Below are 15,726 nucleotides of genomic sequence, written 5' to 3'. Positions count from 1 at the left end.
CAGCTGATGCCGGTCCCGCGCCCCTTCGGCGTTCCCGCGGCCCTGGACGGACTCCTCCCGGCCCTGCGGCCGGTCCGCGCCTACGACCAGGCCGCGACGAAGTACCCCACGCCGTACGGCGCGTCCTCGTACAGCAGGCGCCCTTCCAGTCCCGCGTCCTGCGCGGCGCCGGCCAGCACCTGCCAGGGGGCCCGTCCGGCCACCTGGAGCTCGGCCGCGAGACCGGTGTCGAGGGCGGCGAGCGCGGCCACGTCGGCGGCGCCCAGCGCACGGGCGGCGGCCGCGTCGAAGCCGGCGGCCCGCTCGTCGAGGTATCCGGGGGCCTTGAGGGTCCGCCGGGCGCTGCCGTCACCCATGACGAGCAGCGCGACGCGGGCGCTGCGCGCGCCCAGTTCCCGGCCGGTCTCCAGGCAGCGTGCGGTGTCCAGCGGCTCCTCGACCCCGAGCCCCTCGACCGGGGCGGCGCCCCAGCGCGCGTGCCGCAGCAGCCAGGCGCCCACGGCGAGCGAGGTGGGCAGCAGCCGCGGCCCTTCCTCGCCCTCTCCGAGCTGTACGTCGCTCGCGACGCCGAACCCGCGGAAGCTGCCCCGGGCGCCCTGCGGATAGGCCCCGCTGTGGTCGCGGTCGGCGGCCCCGACCACCACGAGCAGGTCGGGCCGGGACGCGGCGAGCACCGCCAGCGCGTCGGAGCAGGCGGTGCGGGCGTCGCCGAGTTCGGCGGCGGCCCCCGCGGCGACCTCCGGCACGAGCAGCGGCGGGGCGGGACAGACGGCAGCGGCTACGAGCATGATCCGCAGCCTAGCGGGACGTGCGGGAGGGGAGGGACGCGCCTCGGCGAGCCCCCCATGTGCCCCCGTACCCGGTGTGCCCCGTACCCCGTGCGTACCCCGCGTGCCCCGCGACCTGCGGTGCACGGCAGGCCGCGGGCAGGCGCGTCAGGAGGAGGCGGGCACCGAGCAGCCGGAGGCGACGGTCGGCAGCGGCGCCGGGACGCCCAGCGTCGGGATGCCGAGCAGGACGCCCGCCGGCTGCGCCGGGGCCGCGTTGCGCTTCTCCCAGGCGTCGCCGGCCCGCGTGCGGCGCACGGTCAGCGTCGGGCCCTCGGCCAGCAGGTGGTGCGGGGCCGCGTAGGTGATGTCCACGGTGACCACGTCGCCCGGGCGGACCTCCGCCTCCGGCTTGGTGAAGTGGACCAGGCGGTTGTCGGGCGCGCGGCCGGACAGGCGGTGCGTGGCGCCGTCCTTGCGGCCCTCGCCCTCCGCGACCATGACCTCCAGCGTGCGGCCGACCTGCTTCTTGTTCTCGTCCCAGGAGATCTCCTCCTGGAGGGCGACCAGGCGCATGTACCGCTCCTGCACGACCTCCTTGGGGATCTGCCCGTCCATGTCGGCGGCGGGGGTGCCGGGCCGCTTGGAGTACTGGAAGGTGAAGGCGTTCGCGAAGCGGGCCTCGCGCACGGCGTGCATCGTCTGCTGGAAGTCCTCCTCCGTCTCACCGGGGAAGCCCACGATGATGTCGGTGGAGATCGCGGCGTGCGGGATCGCGGCGCGGACCTTCTCGATGATGCCGAGGAAGCGCTCCTGGCGGTACGAGCGGCGCATCGCCCGCAGGATCGTGTCCGATCCGGACTGCATCGGCATGTGCAGCTGCGGCATCACGTTCGGGGTCTCGGCCATGGCCGCGATCACGTCGTCCGTGAAGTCGCGCGGGTGCGGGGAGGTGAAGCGGACCCGCTCCAGGCCCTCGATCTGGCCGCAGGCGCGCAGCAGCTTGCTGAATGCCTCGCGGTCGCCCAGGTCCGAGCCGTACGCGTTCACGTTCTGGCCGAGCAGGGTGATCTCCGAGACGCCCTCGGCGACCAGGGCCTCCACCTCGGCGAGGATGTCGCCGGGCCGGCGGTCCTCCTCCTTGCCGCGCAGGGCCGGGACGATGCAGAAGGTGCAGGTGTTGTTGCAGCCGACGGAGATCGAGACCCAGGCGGCGTACGCGGACTCGCGGCGGGTCGGGAGCGTGGAGGGGAACGCCTCCAGCGACTCGGCGATCTCGACCTGCGCCTCCTCCTGGATGCGGGCGCGCTCCAGCAGCACGGGCAGCTTGCCGATGTTGTGCGTACCGAAGACGACATCGACCCAGGGGGCCCGCTTGACGATCGTGTCGCGGTCCTTCTGCGCGAGACAGCCGCCGACGGCGATCTGCATGCCGGGACGCTTCGTCTTCATCGGGGCCAGCCGGCCGAGGTTGCCGTACAGCTTGTTGTCGGCGTTCTCACGGACCGCGCAGGTGTTGAACACCACGACGTCGGCGTCGCCGTCGGCGCCCTCGGGCGCCCGGACGTAGCCGGCGTCCTCCAGCAGACCGGAGAGCCGCTCCGAGTCGTGCACGTTCATCTGGCACCCGTAGGTGCGCACCTCGTAGCTTCGCTTCACGTCCACTGCCTGGCTCCGGTCGCTGCTGGTCATGGAACAAGGGTAGGCGGTACCCGGTGGCCCTCCCGTCGCCCGTTCGGCGGACCCGCCGGACGCCGGCGGCCGGGGAGGACGAACCGCAGGTCGCGGGCTTCCCCGGAGCCTGCGGACGGGCCGCGCCGTGACAGGACGGCGGACGGGTGGCAGGATCGCGGCCATGCCTCTCGTACCGCCCCGGATCAGCAGGCGCCACGCCCTGCGGGTCCTGGTGGCCGTACTCGCCGTGCTCGGCGTCCTGACGTGGTGGCTGAAACCCTTCGGCCAGACGGAACTGGACGGCGAGCTGACCTTCAGCACGGGCGCGCGGACCGGGGTCTACCACCGGTACGGGCAGCTGCTGGAGCAGGCGCTCAAGCGGGACATGCCCGGGGTGGACGTGCGGCTGGAGACGAGCGAGGGCTCGCAGGAGAACCTGAAGCGGCTGGCCAGCGGCGAGGCGGACTTCGCGGTGGCGACGGCGGACGCGGTCGCCAAGTACCAGCTCGACGGGAAGCCCGGGGCGGACAAGCTGCAGGGATGCGCGCGGCTCTACGACGACTACGTGCAGCTGGTGGTACCGGCTGGGTCTCCGGTGCAGTCGGCCCGTGACCTGCGGGGCAAGCGGGTCGCCATCGGCCAGTCCGGGTCCGGGGTGCGTCTGATCGCGGAGCGGCTGCTGAGGGCGGCCAGGATCGACCCGGTGCTGGACGTCACGCCGGTGTCCATAGGCATCGACACCATGCCGGGCGAGCTGGAGGCGGGCCGGATCGACGCGTTCTTCTGGTCCGGCGGCCTGCCGACGAACGCGGTGCGCGAGCTGTCGGCGCGGTTCGAGATCCGGCTCGTGCAGCTCGGCGACCTGGTGGAGGAGCTGCAGCAGAGCGGCAGCCCGGCGCGCTACTACCGGACGGCGGTGATGCCGCAGGACGCGTACGCGCTGGCGCGCAACACCAGCTCGGTGACGACCCTGGCCGTGCCGAACCTGCTGGTGACCACGGCGGCGACGGACCCCGGGCTCGCCGAGCAGCTGACGCGGACGGTGATCCTCAGCCGCGACCTCGTCGGGCGCGAGGTGCACGCGGCGCAGCTGGTGGACCTGCGGACGGCGATCTACACCGACCCCCTGGATCTGCACGAGGGCGCGCGCCGGTACTACCGGTCCGTCAAACCCTGAGGGGACCGCGGTCCCCGGGGACGCCGACGTTCACGACGAGGACGGCGACGTTGACGACGAGGGCGCGGGCGTTCACGACGAGGGGGACGACGGCAGCAGCATGGTCGCCGCCGCGGCCGCGCCGATCAGCCCCGCGTGGGTGCCCAGCATCGCCGGCACCACCCGGACGTCCTTGGCGAAGGAGAGCGTGGCGTAGGCCGCGAGGTGGGTGCGGATCGGGGCGAAGAGGGTGTCGCCCGCGGCGGCCACTCCACCGCCGATGACCGCGATGTCCGTCTCCACGAGGGTCGCGGTGGCCGCGATGGCGGCGGCCAGGGCGCGGCCCGCCCGGTCGAAGGCCGCCAGGGCGATCGGGTCGCCCGCGGCAGCGGCGGCGGCCACTCCCGCCGCCGTGGCATCGCGCCCGTTCCCCCCGGTGCCCGGCGGGGTCCAGCCCTGGTCCAGGGCCCAGCGGGCGATCGCCGTGCCCGAGGCGATCGACTCGACGCAGCCGTGGCCGCCGCAGGCACACGGTTCGCCGTCGAAGGCCACGCTGATGTGGCCGATGTGCCCTGCGTTGCCGGTGGGGCCGGAGTGGAGCTGGTTGTTCAGGATCAGGCCACCGCCCACGCCCGTGGAGACCACCATGCACAGCGCGTTCGCGTGGCCCCGGGCCGCGCCCAGCCAGTGCTCGGCCGCGGTCATCGCCACCCCGTCACCGGCCAGCACGGTCGGCAGATCGGCCCCGCGCGCCGCGAGCTCCGCCACGACCCGCTCCTGGACCGGGAACTCCCGCCACGCCGCGATGTTGACCGGGCTGACCGTGCCCCGGGAGGCGTCCACCGGGCCGGCGCTGCCGATCCCGCAGCGGACCGCCGAGGCCCACAGGGGCGACTCGGCCAGGTCGGCGACGACCTCGGCGACCGCCGCCATCACTCCGTCCGCGTCCACGCCTCGCGGGGTCGGGCGGCGGGTGGTGGCCGTCATCGTGCCGTCGGGGTGCACCAGAGCGCCGGCGATCTTCGTACCGCCGATGTCGATCGCCACCGTCGGGCCTGAGACCGCTGCGGCGGCCCGCGGGGCGGGGAACGGGGCGGTGGGAATGGTCACGGTGGCGGCTCCAGGAAGGTTTCAGGATTCAGTATGCGCCGGGGGCGGCGCCGTGCTCTCGCGAGGCTCCAGCCGCGGCTGCTCGCTGATCCGGACCCCGGGCGGGCTGCCCGCGAGGACGGCCAGGAGTTCCTCGGCGGCCAGCCGGCCGAAGCCGGCGGTGTCGCGGACGAGAGCGGTCAGCCGGGGGTGGGTGACCCGGCAGAGCGCGGAGTCGTCCCAGGCCACGACGGACAGCCTGGCCGGGACGGGAATGCCCAGCTCGGCGGCGACCGCGCTCCCGGCGACGGCCATCACGTCGTTGTCGTAGACGAGCGCGGTGGGGGGATGCGGCTCGGCGAGGACCCGTCGGGTGGCCGCCGCGCCCTCGGCGTCGGAGTAGTCGGTGACCACCGACCGCACCTGCTCCGGGCCGAGCCCGCGCCGGGCTGCCTCGGTCCGCAGGGACTCCATCCGGCGGACCGTGTGGGCGAGGCCGGGGAGACCGGCGATGTGCACGATCCGGCGGTGTCCGAGCCCGTGGAGGTGCTCCAGGACCTGGGCCATGGCGCCGGCGTCGTCGGCCCGGACCGAGGAGAGGGTCCCGGTCCCGGGCGCGCCGCCACCACCGACCGGGGCCTCGGGCTCGCCGATGGTGACCGCGGGCAGGGCCAGTTCCGCCAGTAGCGCCGGCCGCGGGTCCCCCGTACGCGGGTCGACCACGAGGACGCCGTCGACCCGCCGCTCGGCCCACCAGCGGCGGTAGACCGCGCATTCGGCGTCGATGTCCTCGACGACCTGGAACAGCAGGGCGGTCCGGGCGGCCGAGAGGACCTCCTGGATGCCGGAGACGAGCTGGAGGAAGAATGACTCGACGCCGAGGGTGTGCGCGGGCCGCGCCAGGACCAGGCCGACGGCGCCGGAGCGTTCGCCGGACAGGGCCCGGGCGGCGCTGTTGGCCTGCCAGCCGAGTTCCTCGGCGACGCGGCGGATCCGGGCCCGGGTGTCCTGCGAGACGCCCGGCCGGTCGTTGAGCGCGAAGGAGACGGCGCTCTCCGACACCCCGGCCTGCCGGGCGATGTCCTTGATCGTGGGTCTGCGGGCCATGGCCTGCCTCATTCGTCCTTCGGGTGCGTCACGCGCGGCGGAACACGGATGGCAATGGCCGGACCGTACGCGATCCTGCCCCGACAGGCCGCCTTCACGCCCGTCCAGTGGTCTCCCGGAGGGGTGTCGAGCGACGGTCACCGACCACTCCGACGCCGAGGCCGCGGGGCGGACCGGCCGTGACCGAAATACCGCTGTCCAATTCCACTCACTTCCTTGTGGGCGACCACAACTAAAGCGCATTAGTTTTCCCAGGGTCCGCCGAACAGAACCCTTGTGTCAACTGGACTGAAGCGCATAAGTACACGAGTCGGGGCCCTGTTGACTTTCCTCATCGGCACCGGCAGGTTGTGGCGCACCCGGAGAATTCCTCCAGAACTCCAGAACTCCAGGACGCCCTGTGCACGATCACGCGCTCCGCTTCGGCGCCAACTACACGCCGGCCCGCGGCTGGTTCCACCACTGGCTGGACTTCGACCTCGACGAGGTCAGGGCCGACCTCGACTCGATCGCCGCGCTCGGGCTGGACCACATCCGCGTCTTCCCGCTGTGGCCGGTCTTCCAGCCGAACCGGACGCTGATCCGGCCGCGCGCCGTCGAGCAGCTCGTCGCGCTCGCCGACGCGGCCGCCGAGCGCGGGCTCGACGTCAACGTGGACGGCCTGCAGGGGCACTTGTCGAGCTTCGACTTCCTGCCCGCCTGGACCCGGACCTGGCACCGGCGCAGCATCTTCACCGACCCGGACGTGGTCGCCGGGCAGGAGGAGTACCTGTGCACGCTGGCCGCGGCCCTCGCCGACCGGCCGAACTTCCTGGGCATGACCGTCGGCAACGAGATCAACCAGTTCGCCGGCGCCCCGCACCCCGACCCCGACCGGATCAGCCGGGACCAGGCCGCCCGCTGGCTGGAGCGGATGCTCGCCGCGTGCGAGGAGGGCGCGCCCGGGCGGTTCCATCTGCACGCCGAGTACGACGCCGCCTGGTACCAGGACGGACACCCCTTCACCCCGGCCCAGGCGGCCCGGCTGGGCGCGGCCACCGCCGTGCACTCCTGGGTGTTCAACGGCACCGCGCAGCGGCACGGCGCGAGCGGGGCGGCGACCGAGCACCATGCCGCCTACCTGATCGAGCTCTCCAAGGCCTGGGCCCTCGACCCGCACCGGCCCGTGTGGCTCCAGGAGGTCGGCGCGCCGGCGCCGCTGATCCCGCCCGGGCGGGCGGCGCGCTTCACCGAGGCCACCGTCGCGAACGCCCTGGACTGCCCGGACGTGTGGGGCGTGACCTGGTGGTGCTCGCACGACGTGTCCCGCGGGCTCGCGGACTTCCCGGAGCTGGAGTACGGCCTCGGTCTGCTCACCAACGACCGCCGGACCAAGCCGGCCGGGGCCGCCATCGCCCGGATCACCGAGGAGTGGCGGGGCCGCGCGCACCGCCCGGCCCCGCGGTCCACCGCGCTCGCCGTGGACATCGGCACGGACGTCTCCGTGGACGGCCACGGAAACGGCGGCGGGGACGGCGGCGGGGCGGCGCAGGTCCCGGGGCGTTCGGTGTGCGCCCCGGGCGGCGCCTTCTTCGAAGCCTGGGCCGCGCTGGCGGCCCGGGGGGTGCGCCCCGCCGTGGTCCTGGCGGAGCGCGCCGCGGACCCGGCCCATCTGGCCGCGCGCGGCATCACCGAGGTGCTGCGCGTGCACGAAGTGACCTGACCGATCCCCTCGTGAGGAGCCCCGTATGCCCGAGACCGACAACGGCGTCGATCCTCGTACGCCACCGCGCGCCGCGTTACGGGCGACCCGGCGCAGAGTGCTGGCCGCCGGGGCGGGGGCCGCCGCGCTGCTGGGCCTGGCGGGCCGCGCCCGGGCCGCCGCAGCGCCCGCGCCCACCGCACCGGCTCCGGCCCCGACCCCGACCCCGGCCGACCTGGCCCCGTACGCCTCCTACTGGTTCCCGGACTCCCTCCCGGCGGGGACGCCCGGCCCCGGCATCGTGTGGCGCTCGCTCAGCCGGTGGAACCCCGGGAGCGACCCCGATCTGGCCCACAACACCTCGACCGTGCCGCTCGCGGAGCGGTTCACCCCCGTCCCGGCGAACCGGGACGCGCGGGCCGGCCAGGCCCGGATCTCCTCCCTCGTCTCCTTCGGGCCGACGGCGGGCAACCCCTCCCAGGGCTCCGCGACCGCCGACCACTACGCACTCACGCACTGGGCGTACATCGACGAACTGGTCTTCTGGGGCGGATCCGCCGGTGAGGGGATCGTGCTCGCCCCGAACGCGCCCGTGGTCGACGCCGCCCACCGCAACGGAGTGCGGGTGCTGGGCAACGTCTTCCTGCCGCCCGTCGCCTACGGCGGCGACCTGCGGTGGACCCGCGACCTGGTGCAGCGGGACTCCCTCGGCCGCTTCCCGATCGCGGACAAGCTCGTCCGGGTGGCGCGGGAGTACGGCTTCGACGGCTGGTTCGTGAACGCCGAGACCGATGGCGGGGACAGCGCGCTCGCCTCCCGGATGCGGGAGTTCCTGCGCGCCCTGCGGGCGGCGGGCGAGCCCCACGGTCTGCGCATCACCTGGTACGACGCCATGAACACGACCGGCCGGGTGGGCTGGCAGGGCGCCCTCAACGCGCTGAACCAGGAGTTCTTCGAGGACCGGGCGGGGACGGTCGCGGACACGATGTTCGTGGACTTCCGCTGGACCCCGGACACCCTGGCCGCCTCGGGGGCCCTCGCCGACCGCCTCGGCCGCTCCCGCCACGAACTGTGGGCCGCCGTGGACACCGAATCGCGCGGCTGGGACTCCCCCGTCGACTGGGACGCGATCGTCCCGCGCGATCGCGACCACGTCGTCAGCTACGGCTTCTACCGGCCCGAATGGACGCGCAACCACCTCGGCGACCGCTCCCCGGGGGCCTTCCACCTTGCCGACGACCGTTTCTGGACGGGCGAGTCCCTGGACCCGGCCCGGCCCGCGCCCGCATCCCGCTGGCGGGCCCCCGCCACGGTCGTCGCCGACCGGTCCACCGTCACCGGTCTCCCCTTCGCCTGCTCCTTCAACACCGGACACGGGCTGCGCTGGTACGACGGCGGCCGGGTCGTGTCGGACGCGCCCTGGAACCACCTCGGGCTCCAGGACCGGCTCCCGGGCCGCCGCTGGGCGGTGGACACGGCCGGGGAGCGACCCTCGGTCACCCTGGACTTCGCGGACGCCTGGCGCGGCGGCTCCAGCCTGCTCGTCGAGGGGCCTCTGACCGCCCCCGCGGTCATCGGGCTGCACTCCACGCGGCTGGCGCTGACCCGCGGGTCGGTCCTGGAGCTGGTGCACGCCACCGGGGCGGAGCCGGTGGCGGTGGAGGTCGGCGTGGCCGTCCGCGAGCCGTCCGCCTCCGGCGAGCCGGTCCCGTACACGTGGCTGCAGGCCGGGAGCCGGGACAGCGGGCAGGGCTGGCGCACGACACGGGCCGCGCTGGCGTCACTGGCGGGCAGGACCGCGTACGGCCTGGCGGTACGGATCACCGCACGCGGGAAGAAGCCGGTGGTGTGGCGGATCGGTGCCCTGTCGGTGCACGACGGGACCCGCACCCGGCGCCCGGCCCCGCCCACCGCGCCGGCCGTGGACGCCTCGGCCCGGCAGGACGGCCGGGCCTGGCTGCGCCTGTCCTGGCGGGCGGCGGCGGGAGACGGCGGGCGGCCGCGCCACTACGAGGTGTGGCGGGTCCTCCCCGACGGCGCCCGCCGCTTCCTCGGGGGCACCTGCGGCACCGCCCTGTACCTGCCGGCCGTCCCACGCGCCGGGCGGGAGCGGGCGGCCACCTTCGAGGTCCGGGCCGTCGACGAGCTGTACGCGGTGTCGGCACCGGCCCGCGCCACCCTGGCCTGGTAGCCGCCAGCGTCCGCGGCGGGGCTCAGCCGCCCTGCGGTTCGGTGCGCGGGACGGCCACCGTCACCCGCAGCCCGTGCGGCGGGTTCTTCTCGTAGGAGAGGGACCCGCCGCCCGCGGCGAGCAGGGCGCGGGAGATCGACAGGCCGAGTCCGGAGCCCTTGATGTTCTGGTGGCGGCCGCTGCGCCAGAACCGGTCGCCGACGCGGAGCAGCTCGTCCTCGGTGAGACCGGGGCCGCGGTCGGCGACGACCACACGGACGGAGCGCCCGGCGGCCGCGACGGACACCTCGACCTCCTCCCCCGTGGGGGTGAACTTGAGGGCGTTGTCGATGACGGCGTCGAGCGCGCTGGACAGGGCGATGGGGTCGGCCCAGCCGGTGACGGCGGTCCGGCCCGTCTCGGTGAGCCGTACGCCCTTCTCCTCGGCGTACGGGCGCCACGCGGCCACCCGCTCGGCCGCCAGGGCGCCGATGTCGGTGAGGCTGATCTCGGCGGAGGCGTGCTCGGCCAGCGCCAGGTCCAGCAGGTCGTCCAGGACCTGGGTCAGGCGCTTGCCCTCGGTGCGCACGGAGGCGATCTCCGCGTTGCCCTCGGGCAGTTCGAGGGCGAGCAGCTCGATCCGCAGGAGCAGTGCGGCGAGCGGGTTGCGCAGCTGGTGGGAGGCGTCGGCGACGAAGGCCCGCTGCTGTTCCAGGACCTCTTCGACGTTGTCGGCCATCTCGTTGAACGAGTGGGCCAGGCGTTGGAGTTCCGGGGGGCCTCCGGCGGCGGCGACGCGCGAGTTCATCCGTCCGGTGGCGATGCCGTGGGCGGCCGCGTCCAGGGTCTGCACGGGCTTGAGCACCCAGCTGGTGAGCCTGAGGGCGGCGCCGAAGGCGACCAGCATGGCGGCGGCGAGCCCGCCCGCGATCAGCAGCCAGCCGTCCAGGACCCGGGCGCGCATCTGGTCGGTCGGCGATTCGGTGGCGACGACCGCGACCACGTCGCCGTCGAGGACGACCGGGGAGACGACGAGCAGTTTTCCGTCGGTCTCCCAGGGCCACACCTGCGGGGGATCGTGGCTGCGCCGGCCGGCCAGCGCCTCGGTGAAGGCCCGGCGTCCCTCGCCCGATTCCGGGAGCTGCCACCAGCCCGGGGACCGGGCGACGGCGTTGTAGTCGCGGCGGAAGATGCCGACGCGGATTCCGTACAGGGTCTGGTAGCGGGCGAGTTCACGCCCGAGGGCATCGCGGCGCTCGTCGGCGCCGGTGGATCCGGAGCCCTCGGCGTCGATGACGAACTGGGCGAGAGCGGCGAAGCGGGCGCTGTCGTCGATCCGGTCGACCACGACCCGCTGCTGCTGCCCGGCGGCCAGGCTCACCGCGAGCGGGAAACCGAGGGCGAGCAGCGTGCCCGCCATCAGGATGACGAGCAGGGGGAGCAGCCGGGCACGCACGGCAGAGGACCCCTACGGGGCGCCCGGGGCGACGAGCCGGTAGCCCACCCCTCGGACGGTCTCGATGAGGGCGGGCATGCGCAGCTTGGAGCGCAGCGAGGCGACGTGGACCTCCAGGGTGCGCCCGGTCCCCTCCCAGCTCGTGCGCCACACCTCGCTGATGATCTGCTCGCGGCGGAAGACGACGCCGGGCCGCTGCGCGAGCAGGGCCAGCAGGTCGAACTCCTTGCGGGTGAGCGGCACGTCGGCGCCGTCCACGCTGACCCGGCGGTTGGGCAGCTCGATGCTCACGGGGCCGAGCCGGACGGTGGCGGGCGTACCGGTCCCGGGGGCGGCGGTCTCCTCGGCGGTGCCGGTGCGCCGGGCGACGGCGTGGATGCGGGCGAGGAGCTCACCGGTGTCGTACGGCTTGACCACGTAGTCGTCGGCGCCCATGTTCAGGCCATGGATGCGGGAGCGCACGTCGGCGCGCGCGGTCACCATGATCACGGGCGTGGCGGTGCGCTTGCGGATCTTGCCGCACACCTCGTAGCCGTCCTGGTCGGGCAGGCCGAGGTCGAGCAGGATCACGCCGTAGGACGGGGCCGCGGTCGGGACACCGCCAGGCAGGAGCGCCTGCAGGGCCTCTTCGCCGTTGCGGGCGTGGGTGACCTGGAAGCCGTGGCGGGCGAGGATCGCGGACAGGGCTGCCGCGACGTGATCGTCGTCCTCGACGAGCAGCAGTCTCATGTCGTCCCCCTCTCCTCTTCTCTCGCTCGGGCTTCACCAGGCATGGTCACACGTGTGGCCGCACAGAGGGCCATCCTGCATCCACGCCCATGCGGAGCCCCACGTCAAGGGGGTTCCGCCGCGGCGCGCCTTCCGTTATGCACCCGGTACGCGCGCATGATCGACCACGCGGGTGCCGCGCACGGAGCGTATCCGGAAGAGGCCGGATCGTTATCCTCAATTCTCCCTCAGATGTGATGACGTTGTGCGTACGGCCTCACTACTGTCCTCCCAACCGAGGAGGACGGAGCTAGAAGCCGATGAGCGGAGTATCAGTGACCAAGGACGTTCAGGACGCGGCCGGTACCGCGGACGACCTGGTCGTACTGAGCAACGTCAACAAGCACTTCGGCGCGCTGCACGTGCTTCAGGACATCGATCTGAGCATTGCCCGCGGTGAGGTAGTCGTGGTGATCGGTCCTTCGGGATCGGGCAAGTCCACGCTGTGCCGGACGATCAACCGCCTGGAGACCATCGACTCGGGCACCATCACGCTCGACGGCAAGGAACTGCCCTCCGAGGGCAAGGAACTCGCCCGTCTGCGTGCCGACGTCGGCATGGTGTTCCAGTCGTTCAACCTCTTCGCGCACAAGACCGTGCTGGAGAACGTCATGCTGGGCCAGCTCAAGGTCCGCGGGGTCGACCAGGCCACGGCCCGCGCGAAGGCGGTGTCCCTGCTGGAGCGGGTCGGCGTCGGCACGCAGGCCGACAAGTACCCGGCACAGCTCTCCGGCGGCCAGCAGCAGCGCGTGGCGATCGCCCGGGCGCTGGCGATGGAGCCGAAGGTGATGCTCTTCGACGAGCCCACCTCGGCCCTCGACCCGGAGATGATCAACGAGGTGCTGGAGGTCATGCAGCAGCTCGCACGCGAGGGGATGACCATGGTCGTCGTCACCCACGAGATGGGCTTCGCCCGCTCCGCGGCGAACCGGGTCGTCTTCATGGCCGACGGAAAGATCGTCGAAGAGGCCACCCCCGAGCAGTTCTTCAGCAACCCGCGCAGTGATCGGGCGAAGGACTTCCTGTCGAAGATCCTGCACCACTGAGGTTTACGTCTGGTAGTCATCCGTATGCGGATCACTCCCGGAACGGTTTCCTGTCGGCCGTGCGTGCGCCGTAAGCGTCGCTCGTCGTTCAACAACGTCTCATCCGAGGGAAGTTCACCATGAAGATCTCCAAGGCCGCTGCGGCCGCGGCAGTCGCCGTCGCCCTGTCCCTGACCGCGACCGCCTGTGGTGGCAGCAAGCAGGACGCCGCCACCGACGGCGGTGCGTCCAGCGGCGCCAAGGACAAGCTCGTCGTCGGCATCAAGTACGACCAGCCCGGCCTGGGCCTGAAGACCCCGGACGGCAAGTACACGGGCTTCGACGTCGACGTCGCGACGTACGTCGCCAAGGAGCTCGGCTACCAGCCCGACCAGATCGAGTTCAAGCAGGCCGTCAGCGCCGAGCGCGAGAACCTCATCGCCAACGGCGACGTGAAGTTCGTCGTCGCGACCTACTCGATCAACGACAAGCGCAAGGAGAAGGTCGACTTCGCCGGCCCGTACTTCCTCGCGCACCAGGACCTGCTGGTCCGCGCCGACGACACGAGCATCACCAAGGCCGAGGACCTGAACAAGAAGAAGCTCTGCTCGGTCACCGGCTCCACCTCGGCGCAGAACGTCAAGACCAAGCTGGCCCCCGAGGCCGACCTGCTGGAGCAGGGCGGCTACTCCGAGTGCCTCACCGGCCTGGAGAACAAGGCTGTCGACGCCCTGACCACGGACAACTCGATCCTGGCGGGCTACGCGGCCCAGGAGAAGAACAAGGGCAAGTTCAAGCTGGTCGGGCTGAGCCTGAGCAACGAGAACTACGGCATCGGCCTGAAGAAGGGCGACAAGGAGCTCCAGACCAAGATCAACGCCGCGCTGAAGAAGATGGTCGAGGACGGCAGCTGGCAGAAGGCCGTGGACAAGAACCTCGGTCCGGCCAACTTCAAGAGCGAGCCTGCCCCGCAGATCACCGAAGGCAGCTGATTCATCGGTGAGGAGCGTCGCCGCCCGCCTGCCGCGGGCGGCGGCGCACCTCACCGGCCATCCTGGGGAGAGCGCAGGGCATCGTGTTCGATTTTCTTGATTCCGGGCAGTACGACGTGCTCGGAGCCTTCTGGGTGACGGTTCAGCTCACCTTCTACTCGGCGGTCGGGTCCCTGATCTGGGGCACCGTCCTGGCGGGGATGCGGGTCAGTCCGGTCCCGCTGCTGCGCGGCTTCGGCACCGCGTACGTCAACCTCGTGCGCAACACGCCGCTGACCTTGCTGGTCATCGGCTGCTCGCTGGGCCTCAGCCAGACCCTCGGCATCAACCTGGGCGGCGAAACGTTCAAGGAGACGGGCTTCCGGCTCGCGGTCCTCGGACTGATCGCCTACACCGGCACCTTCGTCTGCGAGGCCCTGCGCTCAGGCATCAACACCGTGCCCGTCGGCCAGGCCGAAGCGGCCCGCGCCCTGGGACTGAGCTTCTTCCAGGTGCTCACCCTGATCGTGCTCCCCCAGGCCTTCCGGGCAGTCGTCGCACCGCTCGCCAACGTACTGATCGCGCTCACCAAGAACACCACGGTGGCGGCGACCATCGGCGTGGCCGAGGCGGCGCTGCTGATGAAGGAAATGCTGGAGAACGAGGCCCAGGCGGTCTTCGCCGTCTTCGCGGTCTTCGCCCTCGGTTTTGTCCTTCTGACCCTGCCCACCGGCCTGCTGCTGGGCTGGGTGGCCAAGCGAGTGGCGGTGAAGCGATGAGCTCCGTGCTGTACGACACCCCCGGCCCCAGGGCCAAGGTGCGCAACTGGATCTACAGCGGGATCTTCGTCGTCCTGTTCGGGCTCGTCCTGTGGTGGGCGCTGTCCCTCATGGGCGAGAAGGGCCAGCTCGACGCCGACAAGTGGACCCCCTTCGTCACCGACAGCCAGGTCTGGACCACGTACCTGATCCCCGGCCTGATGGAGACCCTCAAGGCCGGCGCGCTCTCCATGGTGATCGCCCTCCCGTTCGGTGCGCTGCTCGGCATCGGCCGGCTCTCCGACCACGCCGGGGTACGGGCGGCCGTCGGCGCGTGGGTGGAGTTCTTCCGCGCCATCCCGGTGCTGATGCTGATGCTGTTCAGCAGCGCGCTGTATGCACCCCAGCTCATGGACGTCCCCTCCGACACCCGGCCGTTCTGGGCCGTGGTCACGGGTCTCGTCCTCTACAACTCGGCCGTCATCGCCGAGATCGTCCGGGCGGGCGTGCTCTCCCTCCCGAAGGGACAGGCGGAGGCCGCGAAGGCGATCGGCCTGCGCAAGGGCCAGACGATGACCCACGTGCTGCTGCCGCAGGCCGTCACGGCCATGCTGCCGGCGCTGGTCAGCCAGCTTGTCGTGATCCTCAAGGACACCGCGCTCGGCGGCGCCCTGCTCGGCTTCGCGGAACTGCTCTCCATGAACCGGCAGATCGCGGCGAACTACAGCAACACCATCGCGACCATGTTCGTGATCGCCCTGATCTACATCGTGGTGAACTTCGCCCTGACCACCCTGGCCTCCCGGCTGGAGAAGCGGCTGCGAGGGTCGAAGAAGGGCACCGGCGCGGTGCTCGGCGCGGAAGAGATCGACGACCCGGTTCCCGGGGCGAACACCGCCGCCGGAGCCTGACGCCGGCCTCCCGTTCGAACGCCCCTCGGGGCTGACATCCGGTCAGTCATAGTGCGCGACAAGTGTGGTGGGGGGGGACACAAACCCCCCCCCCCCCCGCGGTGGGCCCCCGGGGGTGACATTAAGCGGGGCCCCCCCCGGGGGTGGCTAAGTTGTGTGTTGGGGTGTGTTATAAAAAAAAAACAGCCCCCCA

At 72.5% G+C, this 15,726-nt stretch carries 13 protein-coding genes; 7 read left to right on the top strand and 6 right to left on the bottom strand.

Going from position 1 to position 15,726, the window contains the following annotated elements:
* Window positions 1-80: 80 nt before the first annotated feature.
* Together ACWGE1_RS33410 and miaB are read right to left on the bottom strand one after the other, a co-directional pair.
* Complete coding sequence (locus ACWGE1_RS33410; RefSeq protein WP_453424200.1) at window positions 81-788, bottom strand: class III extradiol dioxygenase subunit B-like domain-containing protein; 708 nt, start codon at window positions 786-788, stop codon at window positions 81-83.
* A 147-nt stretch (window positions 789-935) separates the two neighbouring features.
* On the bottom strand, window positions 936-2,459 hold the full coding sequence (gene miaB, locus ACWGE1_RS33405; RefSeq protein ID WP_453424199.1) for a tRNA (N6-isopentenyl adenosine(37)-C2)-methylthiotransferase MiaB: 1,524 nt from the start codon (window positions 2,457-2,459) through the stop codon (window positions 936-938).
* A 163-nt stretch (window positions 2,460-2,622) separates the two neighbouring features.
* Between miaB and ACWGE1_RS33400 the strand changes: the two genes are divergently transcribed.
* Window positions 2,623-3,618 (top strand): TAXI family TRAP transporter solute-binding subunit, encoded by a 996-nt coding sequence (locus ACWGE1_RS33400; RefSeq protein WP_453424198.1) that lies wholly within the window; start codon window positions 2,623-2,625, stop codon window positions 3,616-3,618.
* A 72-nt stretch (window positions 3,619-3,690) separates the two neighbouring features.
* Here ACWGE1_RS33400 and ACWGE1_RS33395 read toward each other — a convergent pair whose 3' ends face one another.
* On the bottom strand, window positions 3,691-4,701 hold the full coding sequence (locus tag ACWGE1_RS33395) for an ROK family protein (protein ID WP_453424201.1): 1,011 nt from the start codon (window positions 4,699-4,701) through the stop codon (window positions 3,691-3,693).
* Between the two features lie 27 nt (window positions 4,702-4,728).
* On the bottom strand, window positions 4,729-5,793 hold the full coding sequence (locus ACWGE1_RS33390; protein WP_453424197.1) for a LacI family DNA-binding transcriptional regulator: 1,065 nt from the start codon (window positions 5,791-5,793) through the stop codon (window positions 4,729-4,731).
* A 400-nt stretch (window positions 5,794-6,193) separates the two neighbouring features.
* Here ACWGE1_RS33390 and ACWGE1_RS33385 point away from each other — a divergent pair, with 400 nt between their 5' ends.
* Window positions 6,194-7,495 (top strand): glycoside hydrolase 5 family protein, encoded by a 1,302-nt coding sequence (locus ACWGE1_RS33385; protein ID WP_453424196.1) that lies wholly within the window; start codon window positions 6,194-6,196, stop codon window positions 7,493-7,495.
* A gap of 25 nt (window positions 7,496-7,520) precedes the next feature.
* A complete protein-coding gene (locus tag ACWGE1_RS33380) occupies window positions 7,521-9,665 on the top strand; it encodes an endo-beta-N-acetylglucosaminidase (protein WP_453424195.1) in 2,145 nt (714 codons plus the stop codon).
* Between the two features lie 22 nt (window positions 9,666-9,687).
* Here ACWGE1_RS33380 and ACWGE1_RS33375 read toward each other — a convergent pair whose 3' ends face one another.
* A complete protein-coding gene (locus tag ACWGE1_RS33375) occupies window positions 9,688-11,100 on the bottom strand; it encodes an ATP-binding protein (RefSeq protein WP_453424194.1) in 1,413 nt (470 codons plus the stop codon).
* A gap of 12 nt (window positions 11,101-11,112) precedes the next feature.
* Window positions 11,113-11,829, bottom strand: a complete 717-nt coding sequence (locus ACWGE1_RS33370) for a response regulator transcription factor (RefSeq protein ID WP_453424193.1) — start codon at window positions 11,827-11,829, stop codon at window positions 11,113-11,115.
* Between the two features lie 299 nt (window positions 11,830-12,128).
* Here ACWGE1_RS33370 and ACWGE1_RS33365 point away from each other — a divergent pair, with 299 nt between their 5' ends.
* The 4 genes from ACWGE1_RS33365 (at window position 12,129) to ACWGE1_RS33350 (ending at window position 15,533) form a co-directional block, all read left to right on the top strand.
* Window positions 12,129-12,914, top strand: coding sequence for an amino acid ABC transporter ATP-binding protein (locus ACWGE1_RS33365; protein WP_453424192.1), 786 nt, complete (start codon window positions 12,129-12,131; stop codon window positions 12,912-12,914).
* A 119-nt stretch (window positions 12,915-13,033) separates the two neighbouring features.
* Window positions 13,034-13,885 (top strand): glutamate ABC transporter substrate-binding protein, encoded by an 852-nt coding sequence (locus ACWGE1_RS33360; RefSeq protein ID WP_453424191.1) that lies wholly within the window; start codon window positions 13,034-13,036, stop codon window positions 13,883-13,885.
* A gap of 83 nt (window positions 13,886-13,968) precedes the next feature.
* A complete protein-coding gene (locus ACWGE1_RS33355; RefSeq protein WP_453424190.1) occupies window positions 13,969-14,643 on the top strand; it encodes an amino acid ABC transporter permease in 675 nt (224 codons plus the stop codon).
* Complete coding sequence (locus tag ACWGE1_RS33350; protein WP_453424189.1) at window positions 14,640-15,533, top strand: amino acid ABC transporter permease; 894 nt, start codon at window positions 14,640-14,642, stop codon at window positions 15,531-15,533. Before ACWGE1_RS33355 ends, ACWGE1_RS33350 begins: the two co-directional genes overlap by 4 nt.
* Window positions 15,534-15,726 lie beyond the last annotated feature (193 nt).

Source organism: Streptomyces sp. NPDC054932 (assembly GCF_053610205.1).
The sequence above is the reverse complement of the archived record's forward strand: the minus strand, read 5'-3'. Positions and strand labels throughout refer to the sequence as shown.

Coding starts and splice junctions, on each gene's coding strand:
- ACWGE1_RS33410 (WP_453424200.1), bottom strand. CDS start 788: ATGCTCGTAGCCGCTGCCGTCTGTCCCGCCCCGCCGCTGCTCGTGCCG.
- miaB (WP_453424199.1), bottom strand. CDS start 2,459: ATGACCAGCAGCGACCGGAGCCAGGCAGTGGACGTGAAGCGAAGCTAC.
- ACWGE1_RS33400 (WP_453424198.1), top strand. CDS start 2,623: ATGCCTCTCGTACCGCCCCGGATCAGCAGGCGCCACGCCCTGCGGGTC.
- ACWGE1_RS33390 (WP_453424197.1), bottom strand. CDS start 5,793: ATGGCCCGCAGACCCACGATCAAGGACATCGCCCGGCAGGCCGGGGTG.
- ACWGE1_RS33380 (WP_453424195.1), top strand. CDS start 7,521: ATGCCCGAGACCGACAACGGCGTCGATCCTCGTACGCCACCGCGCGCC.
- ACWGE1_RS33370 (WP_453424193.1), bottom strand. CDS start 11,829: ATGAGACTGCTGCTCGTCGAGGACGACGATCACGTCGCGGCAGCCCTG.
- ACWGE1_RS33365 (WP_453424192.1), top strand. CDS start 12,129: ATGAGCGGAGTATCAGTGACCAAGGACGTTCAGGACGCGGCCGGTACC.
- ACWGE1_RS33360 (WP_453424191.1), top strand. CDS start 13,034: ATGAAGATCTCCAAGGCCGCTGCGGCCGCGGCAGTCGCCGTCGCCCTG.
- ACWGE1_RS33350 (WP_453424189.1), top strand. CDS start 14,640: ATGAGCTCCGTGCTGTACGACACCCCCGGCCCCAGGGCCAAGGTGCGC.